Genomic DNA, 15,984 nt, shown 5'->3' with positions numbered 1-15,984 from the left:
GGCACGTTGAATTCAGCCGATGGTGCTCTCGGGTCCGAGAACCTGATCGTGCGCCAAATTGTCCAGCATCAGCAGCAGGCATCGACGAGTGTGCGCTACGTCGGCGGCGCTCATCCTGCGGACCGCCACCGCATTGACTTCTTCGGCCAGGGGAACGAGCTTCTTCTTCAGAGCCTTCCCCTTAGGAGTGAGGAACACATAGATATTCTTCCGGTTGTCTGGCAGCCGCTCGCGTGTGATGTAGCCCAGCTCTTCCATCGCGCGAAGCGCGACCACCGTCGTCGGCTCCATCACACCAGCTTCGTGGCTCAGCACACGCTGAGTGATCCCATCTTGTTCCCACAGGATACGCAGGAACGTCCAGTGACCGAGCGAGACACCGTGTGGCGTGAGCCTTGCCTGGAGCGATCGCAGGAAGCTCCTGGTGGCGTCCTTCACGAGGTGGGCCAAGCGGTCGTTCGGCACGGCCTCGTGCCAATGCTTCAGAAGGCGTTTGGAAACGTCTGATTCGCGCTCAGGGGTAGATGACGGCATGAACTCCATTTTTGCACGATTTAACGAAGGGAAGTTGCGGCACGATCTTCCCTGGCTGATCGCGCCTTGACCCGGAACAAGGATACGGATCACTGATTGCATAGGACACGTCCGAATCAGGCCCGCGCACTTGAAGGTTGCTGGGCGGTGCGTCGAGAACAAAGATCACCCGATTACGCGCATAGAGAGGTCGATCGCCTTCAAGTCCTTGGTGAGCCTGCCGATCGAGATTCTGTCAACGCCAGTACTCGAGATCTCACCTATCGATGCAAGGTCAACTCCGCCTGAAACTTCCAGGACAGCGCGCCGAGCGGTGTATTCGACTGCGCGATGCACATCTTCGAGGCTGAAGTCGTCCAAGAGCACGTTTGTCGCTCCATTTGCGAGCGCGATGCGCAGCTCTTCCAGGTTCTCCACTTCGATCTGGATGTCGACGCCTGACTCCAACGCCCGTGCTTGCGCCAGCACTTCGGCGATTCCACCGGCAGCTGCAATATGGTTTTCCTTGATCAGGATCCCGTCCCACAGCGCCATCCGGTGGTTGCTTCCGCCACCTACACGTACCGCATACTTCTGGGCCTGTCTCAGTCCTGGAAGGGTCTTGCGTGTGTCGATCACCAGAACCCCGTAGGGATTGAAAGTGCGGCCGACGGTGGCTTGCACGTAAGCGCGAGTCTGCGTCGCCACGGCAGACAGCATCTGCAGGAAGTTGAGCGCTGTCCGCTCGGCGCTAAGGAGCGAGCGCGCATGGGCTTCCACCGTACAGATGATCGTGCCGCCGGCTACGTGGTCTCCGTCGCCATAGTTCCAGGAGATGCTTGCTCTGGGGTCGAGCGCATGGAGGCACTCCTCGAACCACCGTTGCCCGCACAGAATGGACGGTTCCTTTGCCAAGACCTGGGCCTGCACTCGCTGGGCGGGAGGCACCAGCTGTGCCGTCCAGTCGCCGCGGCCAATATCTTCCATGAGCGCGTCGCGCACATTGCGTGCACGAGCCAGCTCAAGGGTCTCATTCTGTTCAAAGTTCATCGGGGATAGAGATCGACTTCGCGGTCTTCGCTCGCTGACTGCAGGAGTGCAAGGCAGACCTCAAGGGTGGCGCGGGCCCAAGGCCCATCATGCAGGGGAGGGTGGCCTTCCCGCACCGCGGCGTACAGCTCGTCAATCACCTCCGAGCGTGGCACGTGAGGCTGCTCGAGCGCGATATGGGTCTTTGTGTCGTGCCCGTACACCCACACGCCGTCGGGCACGGGGCGCAGGTCTGCGCCATCGCACGAGACAACGATGGGACCGAAATGCTGGTACCAGGATCCGGGAGCGGGCTTGGGCGGCATATACGTCGGCCCTCCGTAGGTACTCTCGTTCTTCAGCTTGGCCTCCTCGGCTGCGTTGGAGACGCTGTCGAGTTTCCTGCGCGCGCCGCCGTGTTCTGTAGGTGATTTCCGCTGCCCCATTTCGCCGATCCACCCATTCCACTCGTCCGAGTCGAAGTGGCCGTATCCGCAGTAGGTCATCGATGCAAATGCACCGTTGGCGAACCAAAGCATGGCGCTGTATGCGCTTTCCGTGTTTCTCTCCGGATCCCAGCGACCGGTTGCAGCGCGCACGCGTGTGACGTCGCTGCCCGCGAGCAGGCGAAGAATATCAACCTGGTGGGCGGCCTGACTGAAGACGACGCCACCGCCGTCCTCTGTTCGCAGCTCTTCGGGCCTGCGGGGGCGGTACAGGAAGTCGGTGTAGTTCAGCGCGTTAATCATCCGCACCTGACCCGCGGTGCCGGAGCGGATGATTTCACGTGCCCGCAGATACGGCGCGTCGAAGCTGTGGCAGTGCCCGACGATGAGGTGTACGCCCGCGCCGTCACACGCGTCGATCATGGCGTCGCACTCGCTCAGCTTGAGAGCCATGGGCTTTTCCACGAGCACATGCTTGCCATGAGCCGCTGCGGTGCGGGCATGCTCAGCGTGGAACTGATGAGGGCTCGCAACATAGATGACCTCCACGCTATCGTCTGTGGCCAAGCCCTCGATGTCCTGGTAGGTATTGGCTGCGAAGTCTCGCGCGAACCGCTCGCGTGCCGCGGGTCTCGGATCGCATGCTGCAACCAACTGGACACGGGCATCGCCCTGGAAGGTCGGGACCATGAGCGTGAAAGCTCGGCCGAGCCCTGCCACGCCAATACGGATGGGGTCAACTTTGTTCACAGGTCGATCACCAGTCGTTCTTTCTTGGCCCGGGAGACGCAGATCATGATCTGTGTCTCCATCTCCTCCGGGTACAGGACCATGTCGCGGTGGTCGGCCTCGCCCTCAAGCAGCGTCGTTCGGCACGTGCCGCATGTGCCACTTTCGCAGGAAGAGGCCGAGTTGCAACCATGTTCGCGAATTACCGCAAGGATCGACTTGCCCACGGGTACCTCGAACTCATGGCCGGACTTCGCAAGTTTCACGGTGAAAGGCTTGTCGTCAGGCTTGACGCCTCCGCCTTCGTTGAAGCTCTCGAAATGAATATTCTTGCGCGACCAATGACCGGTCATGTCGCGCACGGATTCCATCAAGCCCTTGGGGCCACAGCAGTAAACATGACCGCTATCCGGCTTCTCCAGTGCGGGCCAAAGGTCAAATTCTCCGTTCCCCTCGCTGTGGTGAATGACCACGTTGCGCTTCAGCGTGGGGTCCTTGAGTTCCGCCAAGAATGCGGTGCTTTCCGGGGAACGCGTGAGGTAGTAGAGCTTCCAGGGAGCAGGCGGCAACTCTCCGAATGATCGAATCATGGAGAGGACGGGTGTGATCCCGATCCCACCTGCTATGAAGGTGTATGAGCGCGCATTGTCAACCAGCGGGAAAGCGTTCTCCGGCACCGACGTCGGCAGGATGTCTCCTTCATGGAGCTGCGTGTGCATGCTGATCGAACCGCCCTGGCCAGCATCGTCGCGCTTCACAGCGATGACATAGCGATGCCGCTCAGCAGGATCATTGCATAGCGAGTACTTTCGCAGCTGGCCGCTTGGCGTCTGTACCTTGAGGTGCGAGCCTGCGGTGAATGGCGGCAATTCGCTAGCGTCCGGCTGCACGAGCTCGAAGCTTCGCACGCTCCCGGCGACGTCGATGATGGCGGAGACACGCAGCGGCATCTGCGTGTCTGCGTGAGTTTGCGCAGTCATAAGGGGTCCCTGCGCCGGCACCGGCCGGCGGTTGGTGAAATCAAATGCTATAGCTCTCGTAGGTCGAGGGATGGAAGAGCTCCTCGACTGGAACCTCTCGCGGGGAGAGACCCTGTGAGTGATGATGGCGCACGAAGGTCTCGAGCGTCTTGCGCGCGGGCGCGACTCCGTAGGACCAGTAGTCTTCGCCCATCGTGTCGCGTGCTGCCTTGAGCTGCTCCTCGACGAAGGGCAGCGTCACCTTGGTGGCCGACGTGTCGGCGAGCAATTCGAGGGCAGCGGTCTTGGATGCGTTGAAGGCCTTGAAGACCGCGGCAGGGAGCCACTGATGCTTCTCGGCCAACTCCTTGCGGATCCCGACCACATGCATGATCGGGAACACGCCGGTGCGCCGGTAGTAGTCTTTCGCGACGGTCGTCGGATCGTCGAACAGCCAGGCAATGTTCGCATTGCGTTGCAGGATGTGCCTGCTCGGAGGCCGCGGGCCCATGAACGCGTCGATCTCACCTTGCTCCAGCAGCTCGGAAATGGTGACCCCTTCGGGAGCAGCCTCAAGGCGCACACCGGGAGGGAGATCCAGTTTGATCTTCTCGGGGCGCCCCGGTTGGTCGATGCCTCCTCGCACCCAAGTCACGTCCTCTGGGCGCACTCCATAGTCGTCTTGCAGAATCGCGCGTGCCCAGACATTGGCCGTAAGTTGATACTCAGGCAGGCCGATGCGCTTTCCCTTCAGGTCTTGAGGACGCTGAATCTTGTCTTTGCGTGCGTACAACGACGTGTGGCGGAAGGCTCGCGAAAGAAACACCGGAATGGCAATATAGGGGCACTCGCCGCGCGAGTGCTTGACAAGGTAGCTCGAGAACGAGAGCTCGGTGATGTCGAAGTCACGACTTCGCATCGCGCGAAAGAACATCTCTTCCGGGTTGAGCAGCATGTAGACGGGATCGACTCCATCGATCTGCACCCGACCATCGAACAACGCCCGGGTGCGGTCATAGTCGCCCATCGCGACTGAAAGTTGCAGCTTTGCCATATGTTTGCTCAGTTCGTGTTCACGGAGTACGACGGTTCCAACTCTTCAGCGTTGTCAGCGCCGCCAGCCAGTACAGGACGGGCCTGGAATTCGCGCCAATCAATGGTCTTGGGCACGATGGCCTGGAACGAGCAGATAGAGCGGGAGATTGCGTTCTCTGCGGTGCCGATTGCGGTCGCGCCCTTCTGGAACGAGTCGACCGCTTGCAGCATCTGTTTGCGGAATTCCACAATCGCGAGGTCACTCGCGCCCAGGCGTTCATGCGTCCGATCTGCAATCGGGCCCATGGTCACCCACATCGCGACGTCCTGGTTCGGGAAGCCCGTGATGCCGGTGAAGTTTCCTGCCTTCATGGCTTGGCGGTCCTGCCAGAAGCGGTTATCGTGGTTCCGCAGCGGCCGGTAGTACTCGTCCAGGTCGATACCCACCGTCTGACGCAGGAACTTGCGCCAGGTTTCGGTCTCGGGCGTCTGCCCGGGTTCGCCCCAGGCGATGAAATAGAAGGCCGTCGTGGTGTCGTCCATCGGCACGTTGACATTCGCCACGTTGTACAGGTTGTTCGGCGGAATCAGCACAGAATAGGGCGCCACGAACACGGTCGAGCGAACGTAGTCGTGCGTTGATGCGTCCTTGATAGGACGGCGCAGCGCTGCATATCGGAAACCATAGGCGGCCTGTTGAACCTGCATCCGAGGCGCCTTGTCAGTAGACGGACGCAGCCAGAGTTGACCGGTGTCGCCGGCGCTGTCGACGCGCGCCGGCACCATGTCAGAGGAGTGCAGGCTGGAACTGTGCGCCGAATCAATTGCTCCTTCCAGTACCTGGGCCCAGTTGCAGGGCAGGATCGCCTTGGCAATGCTCACGCGCACATCTGCGGTCGGTGCCCACGGCGGCGGCGTGAACTCGGGAACGGCATCCGCCGGGCCGAACCAGGCCCAAACCATGCCGCCCCATTCCTTAACCGGATACGCCTTGTGCTTGACCTTGTCGACCATGCCGCTGGCCGCAGGCTCGGACACCATCTCCAGAACGTTGCCCTCGACGTCCATCTTCCAGCCGTGATACAGGCAGCGCAGCCCGCCATCCTCGTTGCGGCCATATACGAGCGAGGCGCGCCGGTGCGGACAAGATTCCTCGAGCACGCCAACGCGGCCATCGGTGTCGCGGAAGACCACGACGTCTTCGCCGAAGGCGCGTGCCTTGACGGGTGCGCTGTCAGGGTCTCTCACTTCTTCGATAAGGCAAATCGGTGTCCAGTGGCGGCGCATGAGCTGGCCCATCGGCGCATCACCCTCGACACGGCACAGCAGTTCGTTTTCTTGATGGTTCAACATGATTCGTTCTCCGAAAGACTTAGATTGACACTACATCTGCACGGGAGGCAAGTGTGCGACGGAGCACGATGGGCTTGCCGCCTAGGCGTTTTTTGCATATCCAATGCGCCAGGGCGGAATCGAGGTAGTCGGCATGGTTCGGAAACCATTCGGCCAATGCGCGGGCGAGACGCCGACCCGCTTCGAAGTCGCAGGCCATCACCTTCTTCGTCACGCCTGCCATGCTCGCGAGCACGGCCGCGTGCTCATCACGATGGCATGCGGCAGCAGGGAAGGTCGTTTCTTCCATCCAGCGTTCCTCTGCCGCGAAGTGTTCACGCGAGTGGGCGTGCAGTGCCCTAAGGACCTCAAGCATGTCTTCGTCAGACGCGCCAAGAAGTGCGCTCACGAGTTCAAGGAACTCCTCGTGGATATCGTCCATGGGCTCAAACCCAAGTCTTAGGTCTTCATGCCATTGGGCTGGCTGGGGTGCGTGCTCGACTATGTGCATGGCCTACAATAGTTAGAGGCCTAAGTATAATGGGCAAACGGAATGCGCAAATAACCTGCTGTGCCGCTCGGACTATTCAGGCTTCATCCCTGCATGTTTAGCGGCTGCGGTGATTCGCTGCATCTCCGCGTTGAGCGCGGCAGAGGTCTGCTCTACGGAGGCGCCAACTGGATCCACGCCCGCCTTTTGCAGTTGCTCGATGACTGCGGGCGTCTTCACCACTGAGGCGATGGAGGCATTGATCTTGTTGATGGCATCCTGCGGAGTGCCAGGTTTGGCAAGAACGACTACAGTGAAGGCGAAGTCGAAGCCGGGAATTTTCTCGGAAAGCGCGGGAACATCCGGCGTCAGGGGAGCGCGCTTGGCCGTGTTGATGGCGATCAATTTCGCCTGGCCGTTCTTCACAAAGCCCATGAGGGTGGGCGGCGACGCAAAGAGCATGTCGACCTGGCCGCCCATCATGGCCGGCACCGACTGACCGCTACCTTTGAAAGGCACATGCGTGATGTTGATGCCGAGGCCGGCCTTCATGGCCTCGGCGGTCAGGTGGTGGATGCTGCCGAGACCTGAGGAGCCGTAGTTGAGCGCACCGGGTTTGCTCTTCGCCAACGCGATGAGCTCGTCGAGATTGTTCGCCTTCACGTTGGCGTTCACTGCCAAGTAGAGGGGAGCTGTGCCGATGAGCGACACAGGCACGAAATCCTTTTGGGCGTTGAACGGGGGCTTCGTCGTAACGAAGGGGGGGATGGCCAGCATGGGGCCGTCGGTGACGATGAAAGTGTATCCGTCTGCAGGAGCCTGGGCCAACGTATTTGCGGCAACAGCTCCGCCCGCGCCAGGCTTGTTCTCCACGACGAATGATTGGCCCAAGCTCTCCGTTAGCCGTTGCCCAACGATGCGCGCCACCGTGTCTGGCAAGCCGCCGGGTGAATAGGGAACGATGAGGCGCACAGGTTGGGATGGATATCCCGCAGCCAGGGCGAGTTGAAGGGAGGATGCGCAGGCCACAGCAGCTGCGGCGGCAAGAAGGCTTCGTCGGGAGATTCGCATGGTGGGGGTAGGTAAGTCAATGAATGGATCCGCGCAGGACCGATGGGCTCACAGCGTCGGCGCCGCCTATTTACTTCGCTGCCTAAGTATATTGACGAAGGACAATCTTGGCGACGGGATGAAGCTAGGATTAACCCTTGGTTGTTACGTGAGTCGCTGAGACTTGGCGTTTCATTCGGCGCAAGGGGCGTGATTGGCCGGGTAGCGCCCGAACTTATCTAGCGGTGCCAGGCTTTCCGGCCATTGGCGGCCGGAGATGTTCTCCTCCGAGTATTCGGATTCGAAGTGCACCCTCTGCTTGCCCCACTCGATGCCACCCGCGCGGTAGGAATCCAGCAGATTCGTGTGCGAAGGGCTGGGGCGAACCGGGGCCGATCGGTCCGGCGACGGCAAGCCACAAGTGGACGCTCGGGATGCGTAGTTCATGAAATCTTCGAGGTCGCCGAACATTGCCTTCTCGGCCCACTGGCTCTTCTCGCCTAGGGCAGAGGCGGCTTGCCGATCCCGAGCCGAAGGAGTCGGCTTAGTGCATCGATGGGCGAGGGCGTACAAGCGATGGGTCCGTTCCACGCGGCTTGCATGAGGTTAGGCTCGTGTAGTGCGGCTTGGAGCCAGCCGGACTAGAAGGGAAGGATGCGGCGCAGCTCGCTCACCGCGCGGGCATCGCTGAGCAGTGACGGTCCGCCGCCTAAGCGCTTGGGCTCTCAGGCATCCTGGCGAGATCCACGACCAGTTCCTCGACGCGCTCGTCAGCCTCGTACCGTCGACGCATGTGCCTGGCATTTGCCACTGACTGAGGACCACCATGGGCGCGATGGTGAACGAGTTGCCGATGAAGAAGTCGCTAGACTGCATCGCATACGCGATGGCCAAAGGCGCCACCATTACGACGGGTGGCCGGCGCGTGGGGGCTGAACCGCTGAAGACGGGGCATTTCGTCAAATCCACCGTCCATAGCGGCGCCACGCTCTCGATGCGGGTGGCACGTGAGGAGATCCTCGGATCCTCGGGCTCGCGCTCGGGTGGAAAACCAAGGAGGCGAAGGACGAGCTCATCGATGTCACTCTCAGGTATGCCGCCCCGGTCGTCGTCGATGATGAACGGTTGCCTGAGACCGCTTGGGCCGCTGCAAGGGCCGGTCTCGCCGCGGGTCAGTCAGCCTTGGAGAGTAGACGGCCGAAACCCAGTATCTTTTCACGAACGCCGAGCATACGCATGGCGTCCCACGCCACTGCGGTGTTGCTCGTGATGACCGGGCGATCCAGCTCCTGCTCCAGAGCCTCGATGGCCTCGGCAGTTCGCACTGTCGTGCAACTCAGCACGTAGGCGTCAGCGCGAGGATCGGCATTTCGCAAGGCGAAGGAATGCCACATCTCGGGTGTGAGGGACATCATCTCGCGCCCCGTAGTGCAACCCAGACCTGCCGTAGAAAGTACGTCAAACCCTCGTCGGGTGAAGAAGGCCCTTTCCCTTTCGTTGACAGGCGCCGTATACGGCGACAGCATGACTACGCTTCGGGCGCTCAGCTCCTGCAAGGCTCCCACCAGGGCTTGCGAGGTCGCAAGCGCTGGCAGGCCCGTTGCCGCGGCGATCCTTTCCAGGATGGATGCTTCCAGATCGGCGCTATAGGTCGAAACTGCTGTGCAGTGGAACACAACGAGATCGACACCGGCATCTGCTAACAACTCAGATGCAGCCTCGATATCGCGTGTCATCCCAAGCAATGCCAGCTCGGAACTGTCAACCAGCTTCAGTCGCGTGACGGCGATGCCGATGGTTGGAGGCAGCATTGACCGCAACTGCGGCTCGGCAGCCTGATTGACAGAGGGAAGCAAGATTCCCACCCGCCCGGCCGATCCATAGTCCAGCAGCCTTTGTGTCGCCATGTCAGGTTTGCTTGTTAGTCCAATTTCAGGCCGAGTTCCTTGATAAGAGGCGCGTACTTGGCGGTCTCCCGCTGGATGGTCTCGTTCATTTCTTCGGGGCTGGTTCCTGCGGTTTCGAGTCCGAAAATCAACAATTGGTCTTTGACGTCCTTGCGTTGAACGATCTCGATGACGTCCTTGTTGATCTTGTCAATGATGGCTTTCGGCGTGCCCGCAGGGGCTGATAGTGCATTCCACATTACCAACTCATACCCCTTGAGCCCAGCCTCGGCGAGCGTCGGCACATCGGGCAGAGCGGCCGAACGGGTCGGCCCTGTCGTCGCCAAGGCCCGAATCTTGCCTGTACGAATGTGCGGGACGTTGGCTGCGATGCCGTCGAAGCTCACTTGGACATCGCCTGAATGCATGCCCTTGACCACTTCTGATGCGCCGCGGTATGGCACCTGGACCAGCTTCGTCCCTGTCTGCCGTGTGAACAATTCGCCAGCCAATTGGGTGGAGGTGGTGCTAGAACCGTAGTTGATGCCGCCTGGGTCAGCCCTCGCGGCCGTAACCAAGTCGGTGACGGTCTTGAAAGTCGTGCGATCCGTGGCTGTGAGCACCAGTGACTGCCGGGCCACGATTGAGATGGATGCGAAGTCCTTGATCGGATCGTAGGGCAGCCGCGAGTAGAGCGCCGGATTCATGGTGTACGTCGAATCGAGCGGCATGAACAGGGTGTAGCCGTCGGGTGCAGCACGCGCTGCTTCCTGTGCCGCGATCAGCGTATTGGCACCGCCCTTGTTGTCGACGACTACTGGCTGCGCCCATTTTTGCGAGAGGCGTTGAGCGATCGCGCGCCCCAAAACGTCTGCGGGTCCACCTGGGGGAAAGGGAATGATCAGCCTGACCGGCTTGGCAGGATAGCTCGAAGAGGATTGAGCCTGGATCGACGTGGATAGACCGGCGAGGGCCAACATGGTCGCGAGCAACAGCACTGTGCGCTGCGCCGGTCGGCGCAGCAGTCGAGGTGTGAACATGGAGTCTCCGTTAGGCAAGGGAATATGAAGGATGGAGCGCGGCTCAGAACCCGTAAAGGGTCTCTGGATTGCGCACGAAGATTTGTTCACGCTGCCGCTCGTCCGGCACCCAGGTCAGCATCTGATCGAGCAGGTCCGTGGTATTGGGCATCGATCCTTTGAATGAGACATGCGGCCAGTCGCTGGCCCAGACCAAGCGGTCAGAGCGGGCCGCGAGCAACGCTTGAACGTAAGCCACCATGTCCTCGTAGGGAGGCGAAAGTGCCGACATCCGATAGCCGCATGAGAGTTTGACCCAGCAGCGTCCGGTGTTTACGAGCCTCAAGAGCGCCTGAAAGCCCGCCTGGCCGAGGCCGTCGCCCGGCCGTAGCGACCCCATGTGGTCGATCACCACGTCCGTCGGCAGTTCGCGTAGCGTGGACTCGATCTCGGCCAATGGGGCGCGGCCCTGATCATCCATGACATGGAGCTGCACGTGCCAGCCCAGTCGTGCAATGCGAGCTGCCAGAACCGGCATCTCGGAGAGCGGCACGGCGCCGGCGTGGCCGATGTTGTAGCGCACGCCACGCACCCCGGCTTCGTGCATGCGGTCCAGCTCAATGTCAGCCACGTCAGCGCGCAATGCGGCGATCACGCGCGCCGGCCGGCCCATGTCGGCAATGGCGTCCAGGTGGCGGCGGTTGTCGGTCCCGTAGCCACTGGGCTGCACCAGGACCAAGCGGTCGACGCCCAGGGCGTCATGCAGGTGGCGCAGCGTCGCAGGCAGGGCATCGGGCACATCGAACGCACGAGTCGAGGCGACGGGGTAGCTACCGACTGGCCCATAGACGTGCACGTGGCAGTCAGTCGTTCCAGACGGACAGATCAGCCTAGGCGCACGAGGCAAAGGATCAGGAGGCTGGCACAGAGGGATCATGGGCAGGGTTGCGGGTCGTTGAGATGAAGGGGCGCGCGTGGCTGGACGGGTTGAGACTTACTCGAAGATGAGATCCTCGTGGAGGACGATCGGTGCTTCCTTGTTCTTCTCGGAGTAGCCGTCGAAAGGCTTGCCATCCAGGTCAATGCGCGCCAGTACATCGCTATCGGGATCGATGTGCGCTCCGACGCGAAGCATCACGAGCGCTCCCTCATCTTCCTTGGCATGGAACCAGTAAAAGGTGCCAGCAGGTAGGAGCACGCAATCGTTCTTCCCGACCTCGCGCTTCTCTCCGCCCGGGCCATAGAATACGGCCCCACCTTGCAGGACCACGAACAAGTGGTCCTCATTGGAATGAGCGTGGATCTCGTTCTCCCCCCCGCTTGCATAGGTCTTGAGCACCACGTTCATATAGCGAGATGCACCCAGTACCTGATTGGTTCGCCCTTCTTTGGGCAATCGAGTGCGGATGTGGAAAAAGCTCGGCTGCCCCGTCTTGGTAAGGCGGGCCATTTCGGCGCGCCATTCGGCGGCGCTGTGGACGATCGGCGCGATGACATTGGTTGCCGTGCTACTCATGGAGCGGTTCCTCGAGGTGGGTTGGTGAAGGTCAATCAATCTTGATGCCGGAGTCCGCAATGACTTTGCGCCAACTTGCGGATTCCGACGTCATGAAGCTGCGCAGGGCTTCTGGCGAACTGGGATCTGTGAGCAGACCGGCGGCGAGAAGGGTGTCCTGCACGTCTTTGGCCGCCAAGGCCTGTGTCAGCGCCCTGTTCAGCTTCGCCACCACGTCTGAAGGCGTGCCTTTGGGAGCAAGCAGCGCCATCCATACTTCGATGTCGGGCAGATTGATGCCTGCTTCAGCCAACGAGGGCACTTTCGGCAGGGTAGGGATGGGTTTCGCGCTTAGGCGGGCAAGCGGCCGCAACGTGCCCTTTTCGAAGTGGGGCATGGCTGTAGTGATCCCGTCGATCGTGAACGCGACATCGCTGGACAGCAGTGCCTGGGTCGTACCTGCGCTTCCCTTGTAGGACACAGGGACCACATCCTTCCCGAGGAATTTCCTGAGCAACTCGCCGGAAAGCTGCGAGGTGAAGGTTCCGAACCCATAGCTCATCGTGGAGGGATGGGTCTTCGCCTGATCCACCAGCGCCTGCATTGACTTGGGACCCGCCTGATTGGTCATCACGACGAGCGGCGTCGTGGCCACCTTCCCGATCGGCTCGAAATCTTTGACTGGGTCGTACGGCAGTCTCGAGTAGAGGTGCTGATTCATCACCAGCGTGTTGTCGATAGCCAGCAGCAGCGTATAGCCGTCAGGAGCAGCTTTTGCGACGGCACTGGCGCCGATGATGGTATTGGCGCCTGGCTTGTTGTCGATCACGATCGTTTGACGCATCAGCTCGCCCATGCGCTGGCCCACGACGCGGGCCAAGAGGTCTGTAGGACCACCGGCTGGGAAGGGCACAACGAGCTTGATCGGGCGGGCCGGAAACTCGGTTGCGACCTCTGCTACCGCATTGACCGAAATGGCGGCGCAGGGGAGCAATAGGGCAAACGCTGCGAAGCGCTTGAGGATCTTCATCATGGTGTGTCTCCGAAGGGCAGGTCTTGATGCCTGCGGGTCACTATCAAGGGCACTGGCTGAGGCGATTCTGGTGGGCCAGCATTGATCGCTCAACGTGTCCCAAGCTATTCGCTGTATCGGAAAAATGAATGTCACTTGTCCGCAGCGTCCGGCCGCGCACAGATCCGGTTGTCAGCGAGCAGACCCGAGGTGGTGGATCGAGGCTGCAGAAGGCAGCGTGAAGGCAAAGTCAGACTTCGCCGAGGCAGCCTTTGACCAGGGTGCGGAGCCACCTGTTGGCCTCGTCTTTGTCATAGCGGCGGTGCCAGACTTGCGTCACCGCGACCCTCGGACTCTCAAAAGGCAAGGGATGAACCGCGATAGCCTCCTGGCGCTGGAAAATCGTTGCCAGGTCGTTGGGGATGACGGCCATCAGTTCGGTCTGCGGAATGATGCTCAAGAGGCCGAGAAAGTTGGGAATGGTGACGACCAGCCTGCGAAGGATGCCAAGCTCTGCCATCTTCATGTCGATCACTTCATGGCTTCGACCCTCGGTGCGAATGGCCACATGTGGTGCCCGTGTAAAGGTCTCTACGGTGAGGCAGCCGTCCTCGAGGTGCACGTTATCGCGGCCGACGATGCAACTAAAGCCGCTGTTGCGCAGCAGCCGCTGCTGGAAAACGCCAGCTTCGTTGACATCGGGGAAATACCCGACCGCGAGGTCCACGGTACCAGACTCCAGCCCTTCCTCCATCCGCTCCGCTATCGGCGTTATGGCGCGAAGTTTGGAGTTGGGCGCCTCGACCCGGACAGAGTTGATGATCTTGGGCAGGTAGGCGGCCTGAGCCAGGTCGGTCATACAAAGCGTGAAGGTCTGGCTCGACAGCGCTGGACTGAATGTGTGTTTCTGGAAAACCTCGGCACGTGCCCGCGACAGAATACCCTTGATCGGTGCTTCGATACTCAGTGCTCGTGACGTGGGCTCCATGGTGTTCTTGACGCGGACGAACATCGGATCGTCAAACGCTTTGCGCAGCCGAGCTAGGGCGTTGCTCATGGAGGGCTGGCTGACGTTGAGTCGTTCACTTGCCTTCGAGACACTTCGCGTTTCAAGAAGCGCCTCGTAGATGAGGAGCAGGTTCAGGTCTTCTTCATAGAGGTTCATGCTGAGCAGCCCTTTCCCGCTTGAGAACTACGGCTTGCCAAGCCTACGCTTCTCCCCGGCCGTGGATTGCGGGGTACGGACGCCGATTCGCCCAGCGAATGGTGGCCGCAGGGCCAGGGTCGCGCTCAGGCAGGGCCTCCCGCTCGTTGTCGTCACTATCTGGCTGCGTCCAGTTGGCCCTACCGGATAAAACATAGGCGCCTAAGTATAATGATAATGGAGACAACTGCAATGAATCTCGGGTTAACCCTTGTATGGGGGATGAGGCGCGCAGGTCGGCCATGACCCGCGCTCGGACTCCTGCGCGCACCAAGCCGTCTGACTTTCTCGACGCGAAGTCGAGCCTTGCCATGCGGGGGAAGACCGGTTCGAGCCGGCAATCTTGAATGCGTTGTCAACCTATCAAGTTCGCGCGACGGTGGATTCGCTCGATGATCCGAAGGTCGTTTCGTCCGCAGCCAACAGCGGAGACTTCGACGCACAAGATGAGGTGAATCTGAGGCGCAACCGCGCAGCGGCCCGCTGTGATCGAAGGCATGCTGCACTTTGCCCCTCACGCGACGATTCGCTCCGTCGCATCCAAGTCAGCGGGGCGTTCTGGTCATCAGTCACGGCATAGCTTGATGTCTTCTCCAATGTGCAATGCAAGACAACATGAGTAGGTCGCGTCGTATGCGTCCGGCAAACCCATCTTGAATGCGGCTTAGGAGCAAAGGATGCTCGTATCCACTACGACTGTTGGTGGACACGTACACACTATCGCTCCTCAGGCTTCGGGCGACCGGCGACGCCGCCGGTTGCATAGCGACGAATTCAAGGCCCATGCGGTCGCTTCAGCGGCGCAGCCCGGTGTCTCTATGGCATCCGGGGCGATGGCGCTGGGCATCAATGCAAACCTTCTGCGCCGCTGGGTGCGTGACGCGGAAGTGTCGCCTGGCGGAGTGGCGGAAGGCACCGCTCGCAAGGCTTTGCCCAGCACTGAGGCTGCGTCGTCGTCCTTCGTGCCCGTGCAACTGCCTGCACCGGTCACGCCAGCGAGCGACATTCGCATGGAAGTCAGACGAGGTTCCACGACCATCGTGGTGACTTGGCCGGCGGCACTTGCCACCGAGTGCAGCATGTGGCTGCGCGAGTTGCTGCGGTGATCCGCATCGAGGCCATCTGGCTGGCGGTCGAACCGTTGGACATGCGCGCCGGCACTGAAGCGGCATTGGGCCGCGTGGTGAAGGTGTTCGGTGAAGCCCGTCCGCATCACGCCTACATGTTCGCCAACCGCCGAGCCAACCGCATGAAGGTCCTTGTGCATGACGGCATCGGCATGTGGCTGGCGGCCCGACGACTTAACGCGGGCAAGTTCGTCTGGTCGGCTGATAGCGCGCACACCCTAAGCTTGAGCCGAACGCAGTTCGATGCGCTGGTGCTGGGCCTGCCGTGGCAGCGCTTGGGAGAAGCCGGCATCATTCGCGTGATCTGAGTCAAGGCCCTTGAGGCTTGGCAATTGCTGGATATGCCGATGTGATCGACGCGGTGAGGCGCGACGATCACACTCCAAGCGGGCGGCGGCGATCATGAGCCTGCTGCACTCAGCGCGCATCAACGGGCACGAGCCCTATGCGTATCTCAAGGATGTGCTCGAGCGGCTCCCGACTCATCCGGCAAGCCGTATTGAAGACCTGCTGCCGTACCGCTGGATGCCGTCGGCCTAAACGCAGCCGCCGACTACACGCTCGCCCGCTCGGGGGCAAGGTGACTTGGCCAGACGCATACGTCGCGTCGTGCGATGAAGACGTTGATTGCCAGCTCGATCCACGCTATCTAAGCGAA

General features: G+C 60.9%; 18 protein-coding genes and 1 pseudogene. 4 read left to right on the top strand and 15 right to left on the bottom strand.

Translation table 11 applies throughout. The features are described 5' to 3' along the window. Nucleotides 1-12: 12 nt before the first annotated feature. The 9 genes from QTI68_RS10190 to QTI68_RS10150 all read right to left on the bottom strand — a co-directional run bounded on the left by QTI68_RS10190 (nt 13) and on the right by QTI68_RS10150 (nt 8,054). On the bottom strand, nt 13-534 hold the full coding sequence (locus QTI68_RS10190) for a MarR family winged helix-turn-helix transcriptional regulator (RefSeq protein ID WP_286521574.1): 522 nt from the start codon (nt 532-534) through the stop codon (nt 13-15). 165 nt (nt 535-699) lie between these two features. Next, the gene (gene nadC, locus QTI68_RS10185) at nt 700-1,563 is read right to left on the bottom strand and encodes a carboxylating nicotinate-nucleotide diphosphorylase (protein WP_286521317.1); all 864 of its coding nucleotides are present in this window, start codon (nt 1,561-1,563) and stop codon (nt 700-702) included. Beyond that, complete coding sequence (locus QTI68_RS10180) at nt 1,560-2,738, bottom strand: Gfo/Idh/MocA family oxidoreductase (protein ID WP_286521315.1); 1,179 nt, start codon at nt 2,736-2,738, stop codon at nt 1,560-1,562. The genes nadC and QTI68_RS10180 overlap by 4 nt, the downstream gene beginning before the upstream one ends. Beyond that, entirely contained in the window at nt 2,735-3,667 is a 933-nt protein-coding gene (locus QTI68_RS10175; RefSeq protein WP_286521314.1) for a PDR/VanB family oxidoreductase, read from the bottom strand. Before QTI68_RS10175 ends, QTI68_RS10180 begins: the two co-directional genes overlap by 4 nt. A 70-nt stretch (nt 3,668-3,737) precedes the next feature. After that, nucleotides 3,738-4,730, bottom strand: a complete 993-nt coding sequence (locus QTI68_RS10170; RefSeq protein ID WP_286521312.1) for an ABC transporter substrate-binding protein — start codon at nt 4,728-4,730, stop codon at nt 3,738-3,740. Nucleotides 4,731-4,738: 8 nt separating this feature from the next. Then, complete coding sequence (locus QTI68_RS10165) at nt 4,739-6,064, bottom strand: Rieske 2Fe-2S domain-containing protein (RefSeq protein WP_286521311.1); 1,326 nt, start codon at nt 6,062-6,064, stop codon at nt 4,739-4,741. A gap of 19 nt (nt 6,065-6,083) precedes the next feature. Continuing rightward, complete coding sequence (locus QTI68_RS10160; RefSeq protein WP_286521310.1) at nt 6,084-6,554, bottom strand: hemerythrin domain-containing protein; 471 nt, start codon at nt 6,552-6,554, stop codon at nt 6,084-6,086. Nucleotides 6,555-6,626: 72 nt separating this feature from the next. Beyond that, the gene (locus QTI68_RS10155) at nt 6,627-7,604 is read right to left on the bottom strand and encodes a Bug family tripartite tricarboxylate transporter substrate binding protein (RefSeq protein ID WP_286521309.1); all 978 of its coding nucleotides are present in this window, start codon (nt 7,602-7,604) and stop codon (nt 6,627-6,629) included. 171 nt (nt 7,605-7,775) lie between these two features. Further along, nucleotides 7,776-8,054 (bottom strand): hypothetical protein, encoded by a 279-nt coding sequence (locus tag QTI68_RS10150; protein WP_286521308.1) that lies wholly within the window; start codon nt 8,052-8,054, stop codon nt 7,776-7,778. A gap of 355 nt (nt 8,055-8,409) precedes the next feature. On the opposite strand from QTI68_RS10150, the gene QTI68_RS40145 reads away from it, so the two are divergent. Next, nucleotides 8,410-8,853: an aldehyde dehydrogenase family protein gene (locus QTI68_RS40145; RefSeq protein WP_353506409.1), complete on the top strand. Its 444-nt coding sequence runs from the start codon at nt 8,410-8,412 to the stop codon at nt 8,851-8,853. Here QTI68_RS40145 and QTI68_RS10145 read toward each other — a convergent pair. The 6 genes from QTI68_RS10145 to QTI68_RS10120 all read right to left on the bottom strand — a co-directional run bounded on the left by QTI68_RS10145 (nt 8,756) and on the right by QTI68_RS10120 (nt 14,160). Next, nucleotides 8,756-9,490, bottom strand: a complete 735-nt coding sequence (locus tag QTI68_RS10145) for a maleate cis-trans isomerase family protein (RefSeq protein WP_286521307.1) — start codon at nt 9,488-9,490, stop codon at nt 8,756-8,758. The two genes, QTI68_RS40145 and QTI68_RS10145, sit on opposite strands and share 98 nt — an antisense overlap. A 14-nt stretch (nt 9,491-9,504) precedes the next feature. After that, nucleotides 9,505-10,509 carry a Bug family tripartite tricarboxylate transporter substrate binding protein gene (locus QTI68_RS10140; RefSeq protein WP_286521306.1) on the bottom strand — a complete coding sequence of 335 codons (1,005 nt, stop codon included), beginning with the start codon at nt 10,507-10,509 and terminating at the stop codon, nt 9,505-9,507. A gap of 43 nt (nt 10,510-10,552) precedes the next feature. Continuing rightward, nucleotides 10,553-11,344: an amidohydrolase family protein gene (locus tag QTI68_RS10135; RefSeq protein ID WP_286521305.1), complete on the bottom strand. Its 792-nt coding sequence runs from the start codon at nt 11,342-11,344 to the stop codon at nt 10,553-10,555. A gap of 138 nt (nt 11,345-11,482) precedes the next feature. Then, nucleotides 11,483-12,004: a cupin domain-containing protein gene (locus QTI68_RS10130; RefSeq protein WP_286521304.1), complete on the bottom strand. Its 522-nt coding sequence runs from the start codon at nt 12,002-12,004 to the stop codon at nt 11,483-11,485. Nucleotides 12,005-12,035: 31 nt separating this feature from the next. Further along, nucleotides 12,036-13,016: a Bug family tripartite tricarboxylate transporter substrate binding protein gene (locus tag QTI68_RS10125; protein ID WP_286521303.1), complete on the bottom strand. Its 981-nt coding sequence runs from the start codon at nt 13,014-13,016 to the stop codon at nt 12,036-12,038. Nucleotides 13,017-13,245: 229 nt separating this feature from the next. After that, on the bottom strand, nt 13,246-14,160 hold the full coding sequence (locus QTI68_RS10120) for a LysR family transcriptional regulator (RefSeq protein ID WP_286521302.1): 915 nt from the start codon (nt 14,158-14,160) through the stop codon (nt 13,246-13,248). A 797-nt stretch (nt 14,161-14,957) separates the two neighbouring features. On the opposite strand from QTI68_RS10120, the gene QTI68_RS10115 reads away from it, so the two are divergent. From QTI68_RS10115 to QTI68_RS10105, 3 genes and pseudogenes are all read left to right on the top strand, one after another. Next, nucleotides 14,958-15,305, top strand: a complete 348-nt coding sequence (locus QTI68_RS10115; RefSeq protein ID WP_286521300.1) for a transposase — start codon at nt 14,958-14,960, stop codon at nt 15,303-15,305. Continuing rightward, entirely contained in the window at nt 15,302-15,634 is a 333-nt protein-coding gene (gene tnpB / locus QTI68_RS10110) for an IS66 family insertion sequence element accessory protein TnpB (RefSeq protein ID WP_286521298.1), read from the top strand. Before QTI68_RS10115 ends, tnpB begins: the two co-directional genes overlap by 4 nt. A 76-nt stretch (nt 15,635-15,710) precedes the next feature. Continuing rightward, nucleotides 15,711-15,866: pseudogene (locus QTI68_RS10105) on the top strand (transposase domain-containing protein); the annotation flags it as partial. Nucleotides 15,867-15,984 lie beyond the last annotated feature (118 nt).

It is taken from the genome of Variovorax sp. J31P207 (genome assembly GCF_030316965.1).
GTDB lineage: Bacteria > Pseudomonadota > Gammaproteobacteria > Burkholderiales > Burkholderiaceae_C > Variovorax > Variovorax ginsengisoli_B.
This window is presented reverse-complemented; position numbering and strand designations above follow the sequence as displayed.

Bases quoted from the DNA above. Each gene is read 5' to 3' on its own strand.
- QTI68_RS10190 (WP_286521574.1), bottom strand. From the start codon at position 534: ATGCCGTCATCTACCCCTGAGCGCGAATCAGACGTTTCCAAACGCCTT.
- QTI68_RS10140 (WP_286521306.1), bottom strand. From the start codon at position 10,509: ATGTTCACACCTCGACTGCTGCGCCGACCGGCGCAGCGCACAGTGCTG.
- QTI68_RS10170 (WP_286521312.1), bottom strand. From the start codon at position 4,730: ATGGCAAAGCTGCAACTTTCAGTCGCGATGGGCGACTATGACCGCACC.
- QTI68_RS10150 (WP_286521308.1), bottom strand. From the start codon at position 8,054: ATGTTCGGCGACCTCGAAGATTTCATGAACTACGCATCCCGAGCGTCC.
- QTI68_RS10175 (WP_286521314.1), bottom strand. From the start codon at position 3,667: ATGCCGCTGCGTGTCTCCGCCATCATCGACGTCGCCGGGAGCGTGCGA.
- QTI68_RS40145 (WP_353506409.1), top strand. From the start codon at position 8,410: ATGGGCGCGATGGTGAACGAGTTGCCGATGAAGAAGTCGCTAGACTGC.
- QTI68_RS10155 (WP_286521309.1), bottom strand. From the start codon at position 7,604: ATGCGAATCTCCCGACGAAGCCTTCTTGCCGCCGCAGCTGCTGTGGCC.
- QTI68_RS10125 (WP_286521303.1), bottom strand. From the start codon at position 13,016: ATGATGAAGATCCTCAAGCGCTTCGCAGCGTTTGCCCTATTGCTCCCC.
- QTI68_RS10130 (WP_286521304.1), bottom strand. From the start codon at position 12,004: ATGAGTAGCACGGCAACCAATGTCATCGCGCCGATCGTCCACAGCGCC.
- QTI68_RS10120 (WP_286521302.1), bottom strand. From the start codon at position 14,160: ATGAACCTCTATGAAGAAGACCTGAACCTGCTCCTCATCTACGAGGCG.
- QTI68_RS10160 (WP_286521310.1), bottom strand. From the start codon at position 6,554: ATGCACATAGTCGAGCACGCACCCCAGCCAGCCCAATGGCATGAAGAC.
- QTI68_RS10145 (WP_286521307.1), bottom strand. From the start codon at position 9,490: ATGGCGACACAAAGGCTGCTGGACTATGGATCGGCCGGGCGGGTGGGA.
- QTI68_RS10165 (WP_286521311.1), bottom strand. From the start codon at position 6,064: ATGTTGAACCATCAAGAAAACGAACTGCTGTGCCGTGTCGAGGGTGAT.
- nadC (WP_286521317.1), bottom strand. From the start codon at position 1,563: ATGAACTTTGAACAGAATGAGACCCTTGAGCTGGCTCGTGCACGCAAT.